This window comes from Streptococcus mitis (assembly GCF_002096815.1).
GTDB lineage: Bacteria > Bacillota > Bacilli > Lactobacillales > Streptococcaceae > Streptococcus > Streptococcus mitis_AD.
Genome location: NZ_NCVJ01000021.1, coordinates 588,790 through 607,019 on the forward strand (window position 1 = coordinate 588,790; position 18,230 = coordinate 607,019).

The following is an 18,230-nucleotide window of genomic DNA, read 5'->3' on the forward strand; positions in this document are numbered from 1 at the left end:
TAAAGGAAGTAAGACATGGCCTTAGAAGTAATTATGCCAAAAGCCGGCGTGGATATGACAGAAGGACAAATTGTCCAATGGAATAAGAAAGTCGGAGAATTTGTAAAAGAAGGAGAAATCCTTTTGGAAATCATGACTGACAAAGTCAGCATGGAATTGGAAGCCGAAGAAGATGGGTACTTGATTGCCATCCTTAAAGGAGATGGGGAAACTGTCCCTGTAACGGAAGTCATCGGGTACCTCGGCGAAGAGGGAGAAAATATCCCAACAGCTGGAGCAGCAGCACCAGAAGCTAGCCCAGCGCCTGAAGTTAGTGCTTCAAACGACGATGGTAAGAGTGATGATGCCTTTGATATCGTTGTCATTGGTGGTGGTCCTGCTGGTTATGTTGCAGCCATTAAAGCTGCCCAACTCGGTGGTAAAGTTGCCCTTGTTGAGAAATCTGAACTCGGTGGAACCTGCTTGAACCGTGGATGTATTCCAACCAAGACCTACCTTCACAACGCTGAAATCATCGAAAACATCGGTCATGCAGCAAACCGTGGTATCGTCATCGAAAATCCAAACTTTACTGTAGATATGGACAAACTTTTAGAAACAAAATCTAAAGTTGTTAATACTCTTGTTGGTGGAGTTGCAGGTCTTCTTCGTAGCTACGGAGTTACTGTTCATAAGGGAATTGGCACAATCACTAAGGACAAGAATGTCTTGGTAAATGGTTCAGAATTGCTTGAAACTAAAAAAATTATCCTTGCTGGTGGTTCAAAAGTCAGCAAGATTAACGTTCCTGGTATGGAATCTCCACTTGTCATGACCAGTGATGACATTCTTGAAATGAACGAAGTTCCAGAGAACCTCGTAATCATCGGCGGCGGCGTTGTCGGTATCGAACTTGGTCAGGCTTTCATGACATTTGGTTCAAAAGTGACTGTTATCGAAATGATGGACCGTATCGTACCAGCTATGGATGCGGAAGTGTCTAAGAATCTTCGCTTGATTCTTGAGCGTAAAGGTATGACCATCTTAACTGACACTAAACTTCAAGAAATCATTGAAGAAGATGGCAAACTTCGTATCAAGGTTGAAGGAAAAGACGATGTCATCGCAAGTAAAGCTCTTCTTTCAATCGGTCGTGTGCCAGACCTTGAAGGTATTGGCGATGTTGAGTTTGAATTGGATCGTGGACGTATCAAGGTCAACGAATACATGGAAACTTCTGTTCCTGGAATCTACGCACCAGGTGACATCAACGGTACGAAGATGTTGGCGCATGCAGCCTTCCGCATGGGTGAAGTTGCCGCTGAAAATGCCCTTAAAGGAAATCATGCTGTTGCCAAATTGAACTTGACTCCAGCAGCTATCTACACTCTTCCTGAAGTAGCAGCAGTAGGTTTGACAGAAGAACAAGCCCGTGAGAAATACGATGTTGCCATCGGTAAATTCAACTTTGCTGCTAACGGTCGTGCCATTGCATCAGATGCAGCTCAAGGTTTCGTAAAAGTCATTGCAGATAAGAAATATGGAGAAATCCTTGGTGTTCACATCATCGGTCCTGCAGCCGCAGAATTGATTAACGAGGCATCAAGCATTATCGAAATGGAAATCACTGTTGAAGAAATGCTGAAAACTATCCACGGACACCCAACTTACTCTGAAGTGATGTATGAAGCATTTGCAGATGTTCTAGGAATGGCCATCCATTCACCTAAGAAAAAATAAAATGAAGATAGATTAGACTGGAATTTTTTCCAGTCTCTATCGTATAAAGGGATATCATGAAATATATTATCAATCATTCAAACGACACTGCCTTTAATATCGCCTTGGAAGAATATGCCTTTAAACACCTCCTTGATGAGGATCAAATCTTCCTTCTTTGGATTAACAAACCATCTATCATTGTTGGTCGTCACCAGAACACTATTGAAGAAATCAACCGTGATTATGTTCGAGAAAATGGTATTGAGGTAGTCCGCCGTATCAGTGGTGGTGGAGCTGTTTATCACGATTTAAACAACCTCAACTACACCATCATTTCAAAAGAAGATGAAAACAAGGCCTTTGACTTCAAGAGCTTTTCTACTCCAGTTATTAATACCTTGGCTCAACTCGGTGTTAAAGCTGAGTTCACAGGTCGTAATGACTTAGAAATTGACGGTAAGAAATTCTGTGGCAATGCTCAAGCTTATATCAATGGCCGTATCATGCACCACGGTTGCTTGCTCTTTGACGTTGATTTGTCAGTTCTTGCTAATGCCCTCAAGGTTTCAAAAGATAAATTTGAATCAAAAGGTGTCAAATCAGTTCGTGCCCGTGTAACCAATATTGTCAATGAATTACCAGAAAAAATCACAGTTGAAGAATTCCGTGATTTGCTCTTGGAATACATGAAAAAAGAGTACCCAGAGATGACTGAATACGTCTTTTCAGAAGAAGAATTGGTTGAAATCAATCGCATTAAGGATACTAAGTTTGGAACTTGGGACTGGAACTACGGTAAATCACCTGAATTCAACATCCGTCGTGGTACAAAATTCACTAGTGGCAAAGTTGAAGTCTTTGCTAATGTCGTCGAATCAAAAATACAAGATATCAAGATTTATGGAGACTTCTTTGGTATCGAGGACGTTGCAGCTGTAGAAGATGTCCTTCGTGGCGTCAAATATGAACGCGAAGATGTTCTTAAAGCCTTAGACACTATTGATATTACACGCTACTTCGCTGGTATTAGCCGTGAAGAAATCGCTGAAGCGGTAGTGGGATAAAAAGAAAAGAAGTTGGTTGTTTGACCAGCTTCTTTTTTGAGTTTTGTTTTACATAATTTATTTTATGTAGTTTACAAACTATCCAGAGCATTCTTTTGTTCATCGTTGACGATATGGGTATAGAGGTCAGTGACTTGTGTGCTGGCATGTCCTAGCTGGTGACTGACCAAAACTTGTGATTTAGTGGCATCATAGAGCCTGGTTGCTAGGGTATGGCGCAGTTTATGTGGAGTTACACGAACTTTGAAGTCCTCAGAGTATTTAGCAACCATCTTTTCCACGCTGGAAGCATCGATACGATTGGGAATACCTCTATAGAGTGTCAAAAAGAGGGCTGTATCTGTTTTTTCCGTCTTATAGCGTTGATTTCGAATAGCTAGATAATTCTCTAGATAGGGCTTTGCAAATGCAGCGACATTGACCGAGTCACGTTTATCACCTTTTCGAGTGACATCAATAACCATCATTTTGAGATTAAGGTCTCTTAGATCCAGATTAACAGCTTCAGATAAGCGGACACCAGACGCTAAGAGAAGGGCAATAATGGCTAAATCACGTTCTTTATTCTTATTAAATGATGAGAGAGCGCGATTTGAGAGCTGTTGTGGGTACTCTTGGTCGATATAAGTCAGAAAACCTTCTGTTTCATCACCTAGAAAGAGTTTTTGCTTGATGTTTTCAGCTCTAGCAGCAAGTGTTTCTTTCTTTTTCTTGGTCGAAACTTTCTTCATTACATTACGATAGAAATAAGGTTCTCCCTGGTTATTTTCGACTTCCTCGGTCAGATACTTGTAAAGACTAGAAAGGGCTGACAAGGTCCGATTGATGGTTGTCTGAGAAACACCTTGTTTGCTTGTATTGGCGTTCAGCAAAGGACGTTCACGTAGATAAAGGATAAAGGATTCCATGTCTTTTTTTGACATATTTTCCAAGACAGATAAAGGGATATCAGACATTTTATCAGTGTTTGAGATACCAGACTCCAAAACCCAGCTGAAAAATCGATCGTATTCCTTGAGGTATTCATATAAGGTTGTAAAACTGTAAGGTACAGCAAGCTTAGATTGGTAGTATTCCAGAACATACCAGGGCATGATTTGTTTTAGCTTGTCGATTCGTTCCAGTAAAATCTCGCGTTTCATGTATTTTCTCCATAATTAAGTCTACAAGTAGTATAGCATAGACTTGCATATTTTTCAAGAAAATTATAGTTTTTCGGAAAGATGTTGTGGGAGTTTTTTAAAGTGTTTTTTATAAACTTTTAATTTATCTGATCTTTATATAACTGGAAATTTTTTTCATTAAGAAAATAGTCAATTTCATATTTTATAAATACTACTAGAAATAGGTCATTAGACTAAAAAAGACCTGATTTTATGTTAAATAAAAACCAAGTCTTTTTTGTATATTTGTATATATGAATCCATTAAAAAATTTTTAACGTTTTCCTATTAAAATTAGAAAAAATTATTCTTATAATTCAATTTCTCTAAAAAATTTCAATTGCCAATTTTGTGTTGCTAGAGCCGTTGTATTTAAATTTGTGCACCAAGGTGGATAAAATCTCATAGACATTTTTCCATTGTTGTCTTTTGTTGATAGAATTTTTCTACGGATTGCCTCTTCATTTGAAATAATAAAAAGTCCGCTCTTATCATTATCGATAACAACAATAACGAGTTCATCTCCTAAATCTTCATTGGTATAAGGAATGTTCTTGTTATTTTGGTCTTTTTTCCAAAATGCTGTAAAATATCCTTCTTTTTTCGGTGTTCTTTTTGCTAAGCGACATCTTTTATATTCTTTATCTTCATCTTCCTTTATATTGATGAGGATGCCTTCGTATTTTTCATTACACTTTTCTTCAATGAATTCAAAATCACCATAAAACTTATGTAGAACATCAAGTATTTTCATTATGATGTAGAGGTCCTCCTTGGAATTTTCTTAATGATTTTATTTGCGTAATTTAAATTATGTAAATAAATGTTACAACAACAAATCTTTGATTTTTCCAATTTCACTTTTTGGAATTACGAGATGAATCATATCACCGAGATACATTCTGGTTGAGCCGTTAACTGTTTGACTCTTACCGTTATGAACTTGGGTGGTGATGAGGACGTTGTGTGGCAGGTTGAGTTCGTGTACTTGTTTTCCAGCGATTTTGTCAGATACAGGGATTTCAATGAGAGTGACTTCTCCTTCATCTGTCGCTTCTTCTGGCAGCATTTTTTCCAACATGGCCTCATAGACTGGCGCACCTTTAAGTAAATCCATGATGATATAGGCAACTAAGGTTACTAAACCAAGTGGCATGAGGTTGCGAATATCTCCTACCATCTCAGTTACGAGTATCATAGCAGTTAAGGGAGCCTTGGATATTGCTCCAAAGTATCCACTCATTCCCAGAATGACAAATATAGGAAATTGTTCCTGACTGACAAGTCCAATATTCACACAAATGACACCAACTAGGGCACCAAGTAAGGAACCAAGCGCCAAAATTGGTAGGAAAATTCCTCCTGGAAGACCACTTCCATAGCTAATCATGCTCCAAACAAAGCGGATCAAAAAGTAAGCTAATAGAACTTGGAAACTAAAATTTTGCTCAGTTAAGGAAAGAACCAGCTGATTTCCACCACCAAGGATTTGCGGTAAGAAGATCCCAACTGGTATGATGAGAATAAAGGCGAAAATTGGGTAATAAGCTCTATCCAAACGGATTTTTTGCCCAATCCAGTCATAAACTCTACCAACATTGAGTACAGCTTTTTCATAAAGAAAACCAGAAAGTCCTAGAAAAATTCCCATGAGGAGGTAAATCCAATACTGATCTAGGGTCATGAGTGGGATATTATCTGGCATATCCAGTACGGGTGTTAGGCCAAATATGAGCAGAGAAACAAAGTTTGCTACGAGACTGGCTGCTAGAGTTGAGACCCAGAAAAAGCGTGAAAAATGGTGATAAACTTCTTCTACGACAAAGAGGAGGCCTGCTATTGGTGCATTAAAGGCTGCGGCTAATCCTGCTGCAGCTCCACTCGCAATCAAGGATCGTTCCTCTACTGGACTGGATTTAAGCCACTTAGCAATACCTTTACCACCGACCGCCCCAAGTTGAATACTTGGCCCTTCACGCCCCAGCATAAGGCCACTTGCAATAGCAAGAATTCCTAGAATATATTTTTTCCAAAGTACGCCCCACCAGTTTAGGGTCATGAGCCCTTTCAGTTCGGCTTCGACTTGAGGAATTCCTGAACCCTTGATATCTTTTTCTGACCGAGTTAATTTCACACTGAGCCAACAAACTATTAAATAAAATAGACCAACGATAAAAAGATTGCGCACTAGGTGCGCTTGATCTTGATAAAGTCCTTGTATCAGGTGGAAGCCTTTTTCGATTGAAAACCGAAAGGATCCGACGATGAGTCCGACGACGAGACCAACAATGATTCCTCGTCCAACTTGGGATAATATAGTGCTTGAGGCAAAGGCAAATTCTTTCTTGGAACTGAGTGTTTCTGACTGTTCCTCCATAATCATTCCTTCTAACTTAACTTTCTTTTTCTCCTGAAACCAGTGATTTAACGGGTTCAAAGCTGGTCCGGTGAATTGGGGTAACTCCTAGTGTTTCAAGTCCTTCCAGGTGTTTAGCTGTGCCATAACCGGCATTAGCAGCGAAATCATAGCCAGGGAACTGCTGGTCGTATTCCTTCATCAATTCATCACGTGTCACCTTAGCTACTATAGATGCTGCTGCAATCGAGAGGGAATTGGCATCTCCTTTGATGATAGATGTTTGTGAAATGGGCAATTCTAGTTTCATGGCATCGATCAAGAGATGCTCAGGTTGCGGACTGAGCTGGGAGATTGCTTCCTTCATGGCCAGTTTGGTTGCTTCATAGATATTGACTTGGTCGATGACCTGATTATCCATGACACCAATCCCGATTGACAAGGCTTGATTTTGAACGGCTTGATAAATTTCCAGATGTTTCTTTTTAGGAATTTTCTTGCTATCGTTGAGGCCTTTAATCTTACAATTTTTAGGTAAAATAACGGCTGCAGCGACTACAGGACCAGCCAGAGGACCACGGCCAACCTCATCAACACCAGCAATTAAGGTCAAACCTTGCTTATACAGTTCTTTTTCGTAGGAAAGCATGATTTCCAAACGAAGATCCTCATCTAATTCAGCTTGAATGGCTTTTTTACGTTTGCTGATTTCTTTTTGAACTCCAGAGCGACTATCCTTTTCGAGTTCTAAAAAAACGGGACTTTCTAAATTCTTGACTGTTGCAAGGAGTTCTTTGATTTCTTTAATCGTCGCCATCGAGGTCATCCAATGTATCTAAGGTATAGTTACCGAGTTTGCCATCGCGGACTTCCTTCACGAAGAGACTGTAAAAACGATCATAGTCATCACGGAAACCGAGAGCACGGGTCATATCCATAATAATAACAGGCGCTTCTTCTTCAATTTTCATTTGTTTGAAGCGTTCAGCCAGCTTTTCTGGATAATGTTCTTTGAAATAATTGATACCAAAAATGGTCACCTCATCCATAGGAAGCAACTGGTCTTTGATAGCTCCAGTCAAGGCCAGTTTCAGTGCAACAGTTTCATCCTCAAATTTAGGCCAAAGAATCCCTGGCGTATCTAAGATTTCCAAGTCTTTGTTGGTTTTAAGCCATTGTTGCCCCTTGGTAACACCTGGTTTGTTGCCGACAACGGCAATCTTCTTACCAGCCAAACGGTTCATGAGAGTTGATTTACCAGCGTTTGGAATCCCAATAATCATGGTACGCAAGGTTTCAATTTTGATACCACGTTCTTTCTGACGAGCAATCTTATCAGCCATGAGCTTTTTGGCAGCATCTGTTACGACTTTAACAGTCACTTGCTCTTTAGAGTTGATAGCCAGCGTCTGAATTCCTTGTGATTCAAAATACTGACGCCATTCCTTGGTCATTGCTGGATCAGCCAAGTCCGCCTTGTTTAAAATCAAGAGTTTTGGTTTGTCACCAACAATCTTGGTCAACATAGGATTTTGACTAGATAGAGGTAAGCGTGCATCCACCAAAATCGTCACAAAATCAACAAATTTTAAATTTTCCTGCACCTGTCGACGCGCTTTAGACATGTGACCAGGAAACCATTGAATAGTGGCCATAATATATCTCCTTCGGATTGAAAAAACTGTAAAAACGTTTTCTTTCTTATCCTCTATTCTATCATAAATTATTCTTTTTTGCACAAGCTTTTATTTGTAATAGCTACTTTATAAAGGAAGGCTGATTTCAAATTCACTTAATTTATATATTAACTTTATATAAAATTCTAAGACTTATATATTTAGTTTTAGATGAGTATTCGAGATAAAAATGGGACTATACAATTTGTCAAAATTCCTTCTATCCAGCTTTCTTGTGCTGAGGAGAGATGCTCTGTTTGAAGGCTTTCTTTTAGAAAATCTCGAACTTGTTCTGGTGCGATTTCAAACTCAAAGGCTTTCATTTTATAGAAAAAGTCGAGCAGATGGTCTGACAGATATTCAGTTGAAAATGGCACTTCTCCACTTTTTCGATATTCTAATAAAAGCCTAGAAAATCGAGCTTTTTCTTCAGGAAACTCACGAAAATAGGAATTGAGGAGCCAGGTCTGCTTCTGCTTTCTTTCAATTGGATCTTGACTAGCAATTCGTTGGTCTTTTTCCAACTCTTTTTGGTATTGTTTGGCCTTGATAGCCCGTTCTGTTCGATTTTTACCAAAAAGTATTTTCTCCCACTTGCGTTCTTCTTGAGTCAGGGTCTCTGTAAAGCCAAAGTAATCTTGGTATGCACGCTCTGCTGGTCCCATAGCTAGAACTAGATTGTCTGCATATTGTTTGGCGATTCTATCTCTTTTCTTGCGCTCTTTCTCTGCCTGGATACGGAGTTCCTGTTCGTAGTCAATTTTTTCCTTTCCTAGCTTGACAAGGTAGAGTTGGTCATCTGATTTGCCAAGTAAAAAGGGTTTGATACACTTTTCAAGGACTTCTTCCATCCGAGCCTTCTTCTTGGGCTCTGCCTTGATCCAACTTCCTCCTTGAAAGACTTCTAGGAAGAGCTGGTAGTCTTTCTCAGGTGAGAACTGATTGCCACGATTGGGTTTAAAAACACCTTTTTCCCAGAGCCATTTTAGAAGACGCTCGTCAAATTCACTCTTATTGACTTTGATTTTTTCCTTTTTCTGGGCTTTTCTGGTTAGATTTTCAACCTTTCTGAGCAGTTTTTCTTCCTCTTCCAGTTGCTGGTCAAGGGTCAATCGATGAAAGTGTCTGACGCAGTCGCTACCGATGGGAAAGAGGCGTTGGCCTGTGATACCGTTAAAGAGTTCGTAGGCGTATTTGATAGCATTTCCACAGACACAATTGCTACGGCCGATACCGTTAAAAATCAAGGAAACTTCATTCCATTCCTTGGTAGCTTGTTCCCAAGTATCAGCTTTTGAAGCCTGTAACACCGCATCATGCAGGGATTTTCTAACTGGAAGTGTCATGAGGTCTCCTTTCTAGATTATACTTTTACAACTTGAACCTCGTCTTTACCGAGTAAAATCAAGTATTTCTCAATATTTTCAATCGAATAGGCTCGAGATAAAGCCTCTCCGTATAGGGCTAACTGACCACGATAGCGGTCTATGAGTTGACTTGGTTCATCATAGCGGTCTGTCTTATAGTCGAACAGAACAATTTTGTCTTCGTAAAGTAGATAGCCATCAAGGATACCACGGACAACAAAGTCTTCCTGACTCTTTTGATCTCGTTTGAGCATGGAGAAAGGTTGCTCGCGATAAAGATGGTTGGTATTGGCAAGAATTTCCTGACCGAGTTCTGTGTCAAAGAATGCAAGAATTTTCGCAAGATTAATCTTGTCTCTGACAGCTGGGTTGGTTTGAACTTGTTTGAGAGTTTCTGTCAGGCTAGCAAGCGTTGGTCGCTGGCTGAGGTCAATTCTCTGCATGAGTTCGTGGGTAGCACTACCAATCTCAGCTCCTGTTACCTTTTCTTTGGTTGAAAAATCTGGCAAATCAAAGCTGATTTTTTTGTCTACTGACTGGCCTTGACCTGCAATCTCGACACCTTCCATATCCATAACTGGTTCGTAGAATTTCTTGATTTGACTTGGGGTTTGAACACTAGGAAGTTCAATGGCTGCGCGGTGAAGAGTATTATAAACTTCCACCTCTTTCAGCATTTCAAGGGCTTCTTTGATGGTTTCTGACTGACGGTTATCTGCTTGAGAGCTATCTTGGAGAGGGCTCTTGTTTTCCAACTCTCCGATAGCTTCTCTGGTCAACTGATCTTCTCCAACAAAACGATAACTAAAGTTGAGATGATCCTTGGCAAATACTTTACTGATAGCCCACATCCAATCTTGGAAATTCTTGGCTTGAAGTCTAGTGTTGCTATTTAGTTTTCCATTTTTAGCTGCTGGATATTCCTTGGCTTCCAGCTTTTCACGAGAACCCTTACCGACAAGATAGAGCTTTTTCTCAGCCCGCGTCATAGCAACATACAGTAGACGCATTTGCTCAGAATAGCTTGCCAGCTGCAGTTCTTCCTCATTCTGACTATAGGTCAAGCTAGGAATAGAGAGTTTAATGGTTTTAGGATAGTGATCTTCCACTGCTCCTGTCTCCATCTTGGCAATGTACTTGACACCAAGACCATTCTGACGACTGAGAATTACTTCTGACATAGAGTCTTGCTTGTTGAAATCTTGATCCATGTTAAGGATGAAGACGTAAGGAAACTCCAGGCCTTTACTCTTGTGGATGGTCATGAGCTCTACTGCGTCCTTAGGTGGTGCGACAGCCACGCTTGCAAGATCGTGCTGGGCTTCTAAAACTTGGTCAATCATACGAATAAAACGCGACAAGCCCTTGAAATTGCTCTTTTCAAATTGATCAGCACGCAGTGCTAGGGCATAGAGATTGGCCTGTCTAGCAGGACCATTTGGCAAAGCTCCCACATAATCATAATAAAAACGGTCATTGTAAATCTTCCAAATCAGGTCATAGAGGGAGTGGGTTTTGGCATACAAGCGCCAAGAAGCCAATATATCCATGAATTGCTTTAGTTTCTCGGCTAGAGCTGAGTGAATCAAGACTTTTTGGCATGTTACCATTTTTTGTGCATTGACCAGTTTCTCATAGAGATTTTCTTGGACTTTGTCCTCATCTTTCTGAAGAGACAAACGTGCTAACTCGTCTTCATCAAAGCCAAACATAGGAGACTTCATAAGGGCAAGCAAGGCATAGTCTTGTAAGGGATTGTGAATGACACGAAGGGTTTCCAGCATGACTTGCACTTCTAGGGATTGGAGATAATTGTTTTGCTCTCCATCAGTTTTGACAGGAATTCCGTATTCAGACAGGGCGAGGAGAATCTGGTCATTACGACTGCGGCTGGAGGTCAGAAGGGCAATTTCCTTAAAGGAAACACCTTTTTCTTGATGAAGTTTCAGAATCTCCTTGATGACTAAGCGCATTTCCCCTGTTAATTTCGTTTCTACTTGGCTCTCTTCTTCCTCACCTGTATCGTCCTTGTCGTAGATGAGAAATTCTGCCTTGTTGTCTGGATTGGGAGTCAGTTTGGTATTGGCAAAAACAAGTTGGTGCATATTATCATAGTTGATTTCGCCGACCTCTTGGTCCATAAGGCGTTTAAAGACATCATTGGTTGCTGACAGCACTTCTGAACTACTACGGAAATTTTCTTTAAGCAAAATCAGCTTGCCTTCGTCTGGATTTTGCGCATAGCGTTGGAACTTTTCATTGAAAATCTGCGGATCTGCCTGACGGAAACGATAGATAGATTGCTTGATATCTCCCACCATAAAGCGATTGTGTCCATTAGAAAGTAATTCCAGCATCCGTTCTTGAATATGGTTGGTATCCTGATACTCGTCTACCATGACTTCATGGAAACGTTCCTGATAAGCTTCACGGACTTGCGGGAATTTCTCTAAAATCTCAATGGTGTAATGGCTGATATCAGCGAATTCAAAGGCGTTTTCCTGATGCTTACGTTCACGATAAGCTTCCACAAAATCACTCATGAAGATTTGGAAAGTCTTAGCTAGTTCCCAGGTATCTCCATGATAACGTTCTTGATAGTCGAGAATCGTTATCTGGTCTGACAGTTGTCCTAGTTTAGCAAACTGGGTCTTTCTCTCTTCGTTGTAGGCATCGGCCAGTGGCTTCAAATCAGCCTTACGACTGGCATTAGTCAGAGCTCGGCCGTTTTTCTCCTTAGAGATGGAGACAACACGCGCAAGCACTGCCTGATAAGCCTGACTATCGGACTTTTGATTTAAGGAGCCAATTTCATCCAGAATCAACTGAACATTTTCTAAATAGGCAGCCTTGGGAAACTCCTTGGCATCATTATCCAGATGATAACGGAAAAAGCTTTCCAAATCCCAAAGGGCTTGTTGGATTTGTTCAGTTAGTTTTTCTTTTTCACTGCTAAAATCAGCTTTTTCAAAGCCTTTGAGGAAAGATTCACTCAGCCACTTTAGAGGATTACTGGTGGATTGGAGGAAGTCATAAATTTTATAGACTTGCTGGCGCAGCCCCCGTTCATCCTTGCCACGCCCAGCAAAGTTTTTCAGCAAATGACTAAACTTCTCTTTCTGTTTACCTTGATAATGGGATTCAAAGACCTCATGGAAGACTTCATTTTTTAGAAGGAGTTGCTCGCTTTGGTTTTGTAAAATACGGAAATTAGGCGCAATGTCAATCAGATAACCATGTTTACCAAGGAATTTTTGTGTAAAAGAGTCCATGGTACCAATAGCCGCGTTGGGTAAGTCTGCCAACTGGCGACCCAAGTGTTGTTTGAGGTCGACATCATCCGTTTCTTGAATTTGTTGGCTGATTTTTTTCTCCAACCGTTCCTTAAGCTCAGTGGCTGCCTTAACGGTAAAGGTTGAGATGAAGAGTTGAGAAATTTCCACACCACGCGCCAATTGGTCCAGAATGCGCTCTGCCATGACGAAGGTTTTCCCAGAACCAGCAGACGCTGAAACCAGGATATTTTGACCAGAAGTGTAGATGGCTTCGATTTGTTCGGCAGTTTTCTTTTGTTCCTTGCTCGAATTTGCTTCTGCTTCTTGCAGTTTTTGAATTTCTTCCTCAGTTAAAAAGGGAATAGGCTTCATCGATTCAACTCCTCTCTTATTTTTTCAAACCAAGCTTGCTTGAGTTTTTCTCCGACCAGACGCTTACCATCAGCTAAGTCCAACTTTTCTAGGAAACGAGCTTGTCCTAAGTGGTAATTGGCTTCAAAGCCTGTAATAGCCTGATGTTGCTGAACATACGGTGCAATGCTTCTACCATTTTCAGTATAAGGATTAATGGCGAACTGGCCTGCTAAAATCTTCTTAGCTGCTTTTTTATAAAGATGGGCATTGTAGTCCAGTAGGAGCTGGAATTCCTCATCTGTCAGCTGATTAGCCTTGTTTTTATTGTAAAATTCGCCCAAATGACTGCTTTCTTTTTCTAAGAAGAGGCCTTGGTATTTCATAGACTTGCTGGCTTCTACTACTGCACCTGCCAGACTTTTAACGGCCATCAGAGATTGGACAGGCTCAGTCATTTCCAAGTACATAGCACCAAAAAAGTTCTGCTCTCCTTCTCTTTTTAGGGCAGCTAAATAGGTTGGCAGTTGGGAATTGAGGCCATTAAAGAAATGAGGAAACTGGAACTGAGTCAGACTAGACTTGTAGTCTACTACTCCTATCGCCCCATCAGCTTTCAAACGATCAATCCGGTCCACCTTACCTCGTACAAAGACACTGCGTCCATTATCCAATTGAATAAAGGCTTGCTCTTTCCCACCGAAATTTGCCTCTTCTTTAATGGTTTCGATGGCTGGATTATGGCGGAGAATATGTCCAGTTGTCCGTGCAACATCAAGCAAAACTTCCTTGGTAAACTGGGCTTCCAAACTTTCTTGATAAATGGCTTCAAATTCGCGTTCTTGACTGGTTTCTTGGATAGCTTGTTCTAAACGTTTGTCAAAAGAATCTTCGTCAGGCAACTGCAAAGCGCGTTCAAAAATGCGGTGCAAGAAATTTCCGTGACTGCGGGCATCAGGACGCAGGCGCAATTCCTCCTGCAAGCCTAAAACGTAGCGAAGAAAATAACTGTATTCATTGCGATAAAACTCCGTCAAACCAGAGGTAGACAGGTAAAACTCCTGATCAATAGGATAGAGAGATTGTAAAGTATCCTTGGCTAAGGGCTTGCTACTAGGGCTGGTTGGAAGGGCTGGATTTGCAAGACCTTGCTGGTCTAGTTTTTTACCCATGACACGCGCCAGAACCTTAATAAATGTCAAATCTTGCTCAGTATCACTCGTCTCGCCCTGCTGGTGATAGGCAACCAGACTAGACAAAAGACTGTGATAGGACCCCATATCTTCCTTAGATAGCCCTTTGTGATTCATCCTCTTCTCTTTCCTGCAAAATCCAAAATGGACCAGCTCTTGAAGATAGGCTGACTCCTTGCTTTCACTTTCGTTAAAAAGGCTTGGAGCCGACAAAACCAACTGCTTACGAGCAGAATTAACCAAGGAAAGCATAGTATAGCGATTTTTCTTTAGATTTTCACTGCTGGCAATCAGTAATTGTGCCCTTTCCTCTGTTGCTTGGTTTAAGCTTTGTCTTTCTTCATCAATTAAAAGGCTAGTATTTTGCGCAATTTTTGGTAAATTGTCCTGAGTCAGTCCAATGGCGTAGACAAAGTCAGCTGTCAGAGGGGCAATCAAATCGTAACTCTGCACCAGAACAGTGTTCACTGTTGCTGGAATGGTACGGTATTGGGACAAACTCATTCCAGAATGGAGCAAGGCTAGGAAGTCCTCTAAACTAACTTGCGAACCAGCAAAAACAGTCGCAAATTGTTCTAAAACATGACAGAAAGCCTTCCAAACTTCAGCTTGTCTTTCCTGTTCTACAGCTTCCATAGTGGCTGTCAAATCTTGGAGCTGCTTGGTCACTGAACTTTCTTTTAGAAAGCTATTCCACTTTTGCAAGAGGTTTTCAGCCTTTTGTTTTCGACTGGCAAAGAGGGTTTCAAGAGGGGTTATAATACGCAAACGAAGGGCATTTAAACGAACCAAATCAAATTTTCCGTGGTGGGATTTGGTAAATGTTTGCTGAAAGGCTGGCAAGCCATTGATACCAAGATAGCGGAGATATTGCTCAAAAGTATCGATATCAGCCTGACTAAGGTCGGTATAGAGACCTGTTCTAAGAAGGTTAATCAAATCCTCCTGACGGAAACGATAGCGTTTTAAAGCCAAAATAGACTCAACAAACTGAGTTAAAGGGTGGTGCGCCATGGACTCGCTTCTACCAAGATAGAAAGGAATCTGATACTGGTCAAAAATCGTTTTTAGAGATAATTGATAAGACGCTACATCCCCCAAAAGAATACGGAAATGCTTGTAGCTCAGGTCTGAGTTCTCATGCAATTTCTGACGGATGCTACGGGCTACCAACTCTAACTCTTCTTTTTGCGTCAAGCAAGACCAGATTTGTAAGTTTTCACGGTCTTTCTCATCGACATCCAAAGCGAGTTCTGAAAAGTCATAAGAAGACTCCAACAAACGAGATGCCTTGTCAAAACTATCCATCTGCTCATGAGTTTGAGAACAATCCAGAGCAGGAGTTTGATATTTAGCAGCTAAATGATGGAGAAACTCTACACTAGCTTGGTAGAGATTACCCTCAGCGAATGGACTGGTATAAGCTTTCTTACTAGCATAAGCCCCAATGACAATCTCAACACCCTTGCCATGAAGTAAGTCCACAATCCGCTCTTCCTCAGCAGAAAAATGGGTAAATCCATCAATAACCAAGGCGATTTGAGTAAAATCACTACTTACCTTGTCATTCTCAATAGCTTCAATCAAATGGGATAACTGACTTCCTTGAGACAACTGACCCTGATTGAGATAAGCCGTTACTTTCTCAAAAATCAAGAGCAAGTCTGCTCGCTTGTCCTCATCTGCCAAACTCTCCAAGTCTAAAAAGCTCATCTGAGCAGTCGTCATCTCGTGATACAGTTCAATCAACTGCTGAATAAATTGAGGATCCTGCTTAATCGCACCATAAACACGCAAGTCCTTGGGGTCAAGTTCCGCAAGGCATTTATAAAAGGCCATCCCAAGACCGATATCATCAAGACTGGTCTTGGCAGGCAGGTCATTCAAGACCAGATAACGAGCCATTTGAGCAAAGCGCGTAACGGTAATCGCAAAAGAAGCCTGCTGGGACAAGCATTCCAGCACGGCGCGTTCCTTTTCAAAAGAAAGAGAGTTGGGAGCGATGTAGAAGACCCGCTTGCCAGCAGCAACTAACTCCTCCGCCTCTCTTGTTAGAATTTCAGTCAAAGAAGTCCGAATATCAGTATAAAGTAATTTCATTTCTGCCTCGTTGGAATTTTTCATTACCTTTTATTATACCATGATTAGCCCGAAGATTCCTCCTCCTTTCCTCTAAAATATGCTATAATAATACCAAAAGATAAAGAAGGAAAACCTATGATTAAACTACTAGCCTTGGATATGGACGGAACCCTCCTCAATGAAGCCAAGGAAATCCCACAAGCTCACATTACTGCTATTCACAAAGCCATTGAAAAAGGTGTCAAACTTGTTCTCTGTACGGGTCGCCCGCTTTTCGGTGTCCTCCCCTACTACAAAAAACTGGGACTTGACCTCCAGAATGAGTATGTCATTGTTAACAACGGTTGTTCAACTCACCAGACAAGTAACTGGGGACTAGTTGACTGGCAAGAACTCAGTCCAGCTGATATCGAATACCTCTATGACCTAGCAGAAAAAAGCGATGTCCAGTTGACCCTTTTTGATGAGGAACATTATTTTGTCCTCGGTGGCAAGCCCAATCAAGTCATCCAAAATGATGCCGACCTAGTCTTCTCAGACCTGACTGAAATTTCTCTTGAGGAAGCGACTAGTGGCAAGTACCGTATGTTCCAAGGGATGTTTTTGGGGACAAAAGAGCAAACAGATGATTTTGAGCAGCGTTTTGCTGAGGAGATTTGCCAACGATTTAGTGGCGTTCGTTCGCAGCCTGTCATTTATGAAGCCATGCCACTTGGAACGACAAAGGCTACTGCTCTTTCACGACTGGCAGAGATTCTGAAGATTGATTCCTCAGAAATCATGGCTATGGGCGATGCCAATAACGATATTGAAATGCTCCAGTTTGCAGGCCTAGGCATTGCAATGGGAAATGCCAGCGATTATGTCAAATCCCTAGCTGATGACGTTACAGCCAGCAACGAAGAAGACGGCGTTGCGCGTGCCATTGAGAAATATATTTTATAGTAAAGAAGCCCAGTTCATGTCAACTGGGTTTTGATATTTAAGAATTCTAAAACTTTAGAAACTCTTTAGAAATCCTTGAGCTTTCTTTGATTTCTATGCTTTATACTAAAGTTAACAAAATAAATCAAAAGGAGAGAATCATGAAAACAGTACTTGACATTCATGGATTGTCCAAAAACTTCGATAAACAAGCTATCCTTCAGGATCTTCATCTAACGATAAGAGAGGGAGATATTTATGGGCTTATCGGGAAGAACGGAGCTGGGAAAACCACCTTGATAAAAATTATTACGCAACTACTCTTTGCGGATAAAGGAACAGTTTCCCTCTTCTCTAGCCATTCGGAAAATGAATGGAGCAAGTCTCTATCTCGAGTAGGTTCAGTTATCGAATCACCTGTAGCTCATAATCACTTAACAGCCTATCAAAACCTGAAATATTACTGTATGATTCGTCATATTCCAAATGCTGATCAAGTCATTCGAGAAACCCTGGACTATGTAGGTTTGGCAGATACAGGTAAGAAAATCTTTCGTGATTTCTCGCTAGGAATGAAACAAAGACTTGGTATCGCCATTGCCCTTCTATCCAAACCAGACTTCCTAATCTTAGATGAACCTATCAACGGTCTCGACCCAATCGGTATCAAAGAATTTCGTCTGATGATTCAACGGCTCAATAAAGAAAAAGGAATCACCATTCTCATCTCTAGCCATATCTTGTCAGAACTCTATCTCCTAGCTAATCGCTTTGGTATTTTAGATCAAGGCAAGATTATCCGTGAAATCAGTAAAGCTGAATTTGAAACACTAAGTGAGGATTATATTGTCCTTAAGACAGCTGATAAAGAGAAAGCTTGTCAAGTATTGAAAGAACAAATCCAGCTCCAGTTCAAGGTTGTTAATCCAGAAAATGAAATCCATATCTTTGGTCAGGAACAAGATGTCAAACAGATTCTTAAGGAGTTAACCTTGTCAGATGTTGCCATTGACGAGATTTACTATGCTCGTCAAAACCTAGAAGAATACTTCACTCAATTGGTCCAATAGGAGGAAAA

At 40.9% G+C, this 18,230-nt stretch carries 12 protein-coding genes; 4 read left to right on the plus strand and 8 right to left on the minus strand.

Annotated features, from left to right (window positions below):
* The first annotated feature begins 15 nt into the window (after positions 1-15).
* On the plus strand, positions 16-1,719 hold the full coding sequence (gene lpdA / locus B7696_RS09675) for a dihydrolipoyl dehydrogenase (RefSeq protein ID WP_084863439.1): 1,704 nt from the start codon (positions 16-18) through the stop codon (positions 1,717-1,719).
* A 56-nt stretch (positions 1,720-1,775) separates the two neighbouring features.
* A complete protein-coding gene (locus B7696_RS09680) occupies positions 1,776-2,765 on the plus strand; it encodes a lipoate--protein ligase (RefSeq protein ID WP_020901378.1) in 990 nt (329 codons plus the stop codon).
* Between the two features lie 71 nt (positions 2,766-2,836).
* Here the strand turns inward: B7696_RS09680 and xerS are convergent, their stop codons facing one another.
* From xerS to rexB, 8 genes are all read right to left on the minus strand, one after another.
* Positions 2,837-3,907 carry a tyrosine recombinase XerS gene (gene xerS / locus B7696_RS09685; RefSeq protein ID WP_084863441.1) on the minus strand — a complete coding sequence of 357 codons (1,071 nt, stop codon included), beginning with the start codon at positions 3,905-3,907 and terminating at the stop codon, positions 2,837-2,839.
* A 331-nt stretch (positions 3,908-4,238) separates the two neighbouring features.
* Positions 4,239-4,682, minus strand: coding sequence for a MepB family protein (locus B7696_RS09690; RefSeq protein ID WP_084863443.1), 444 nt, complete (start codon positions 4,680-4,682; stop codon positions 4,239-4,241).
* Between the two features lie 72 nt (positions 4,683-4,754).
* Positions 4,755-6,305 (minus strand): ClC family H(+)/Cl(-) exchange transporter, encoded by a 1,551-nt coding sequence (locus B7696_RS09695; protein WP_084863539.1) that lies wholly within the window; start codon positions 6,303-6,305, stop codon positions 4,755-4,757.
* A gap of 16 nt (positions 6,306-6,321) precedes the next feature.
* The gene (locus B7696_RS09700; protein WP_084863445.1) at positions 6,322-7,101 is read right to left on the minus strand and encodes a ribonuclease HII; all 780 of its coding nucleotides are present in this window, start codon (positions 7,099-7,101) and stop codon (positions 6,322-6,324) included.
* On the minus strand, positions 7,088-7,939 hold the full coding sequence (gene ylqF, locus B7696_RS09705; protein WP_033683581.1) for a ribosome biogenesis GTPase YlqF: 852 nt from the start codon (positions 7,937-7,939) through the stop codon (positions 7,088-7,090). Before ylqF ends, B7696_RS09700 begins: the two co-directional genes overlap by 14 nt.
* Before the next feature lie 188 nt (positions 7,940-8,127).
* Positions 8,128-9,306: a hypothetical protein gene (locus B7696_RS09710; RefSeq protein ID WP_084863447.1), complete on the minus strand. Its 1,179-nt coding sequence runs from the start codon at positions 9,304-9,306 to the stop codon at positions 8,128-8,130.
* Between the two features lie 17 nt (positions 9,307-9,323).
* Positions 9,324-12,974, minus strand: coding sequence for a helicase-exonuclease AddAB subunit AddA (gene addA, locus B7696_RS09715; protein ID WP_084863449.1), 3,651 nt, complete (start codon positions 12,972-12,974; stop codon positions 9,324-9,326).
* Positions 12,971-16,246: an ATP-dependent nuclease subunit B gene (gene rexB, locus B7696_RS09720; protein ID WP_084863541.1), complete on the minus strand. Its 3,276-nt coding sequence runs from the start codon at positions 16,244-16,246 to the stop codon at positions 12,971-12,973. The genes addA and rexB overlap by 4 nt, the downstream gene beginning before the upstream one ends.
* 117 nt (positions 16,247-16,363) lie before the next feature.
* Between rexB and B7696_RS09725 the strand changes: the two genes are divergently transcribed.
* Positions 16,364-17,173 (plus strand): Cof-type HAD-IIB family hydrolase, encoded by an 810-nt coding sequence (locus B7696_RS09725; protein ID WP_084863450.1) that lies wholly within the window; start codon positions 16,364-16,366, stop codon positions 17,171-17,173.
* A 140-nt stretch (positions 17,174-17,313) separates the two neighbouring features.
* Positions 17,314-18,222, plus strand: coding sequence for an ABC transporter ATP-binding protein (locus tag B7696_RS09730; RefSeq protein ID WP_084863452.1), 909 nt, complete (start codon positions 17,314-17,316; stop codon positions 18,220-18,222).
* Positions 18,223-18,230: the final 8 nt, after the last annotated feature.

Coding starts and splice junctions, on each gene's coding strand:
- B7696_RS09690 (WP_084863443.1), bottom strand. CDS start 4,682: ATGAAAATACTTGATGTTCTACATAAGTTTTATGGTGATTTTGAATTC.
- B7696_RS09730 (WP_084863452.1), top strand. CDS start 17,314: ATGAAAACAGTACTTGACATTCATGGATTGTCCAAAAACTTCGATAAA.
- B7696_RS09695 (WP_084863539.1), bottom strand. CDS start 6,305: ATGGAGGAACAGTCAGAAACACTCAGTTCCAAGAAAGAATTTGCCTTT.
- ylqF (WP_033683581.1), bottom strand. CDS start 7,939: ATGGCCACTATTCAATGGTTTCCTGGTCACATGTCTAAAGCGCGTCGA.
- B7696_RS09710 (WP_084863447.1), bottom strand. CDS start 9,306: ATGACACTTCCAGTTAGAAAATCCCTGCATGATGCGGTGTTACAGGCT.
- rexB (WP_084863541.1), bottom strand. CDS start 16,246: ATGAAATTACTTTATACTGATATTCGGACTTCTTTGACTGAAATTCTA.
- xerS (WP_084863441.1), bottom strand. CDS start 3,907: ATGAAACGCGAGATTTTACTGGAACGAATCGACAAGCTAAAACAAATC.
- B7696_RS09700 (WP_084863445.1), bottom strand. CDS start 7,101: ATGGCGACGATTAAAGAAATCAAAGAACTCCTTGCAACAGTCAAGAAT.
- addA (WP_084863449.1), bottom strand. CDS start 12,974: ATGAAGCCTATTCCCTTTTTAACTGAGGAAGAAATTCAAAAACTGCAA.
- lpdA (WP_084863439.1), top strand. CDS start 16: ATGGCCTTAGAAGTAATTATGCCAAAAGCCGGCGTGGATATGACAGAA.
- B7696_RS09680 (WP_020901378.1), top strand. CDS start 1,776: ATGAAATATATTATCAATCATTCAAACGACACTGCCTTTAATATCGCC.
- B7696_RS09725 (WP_084863450.1), top strand. CDS start 16,364: ATGATTAAACTACTAGCCTTGGATATGGACGGAACCCTCCTCAATGAA.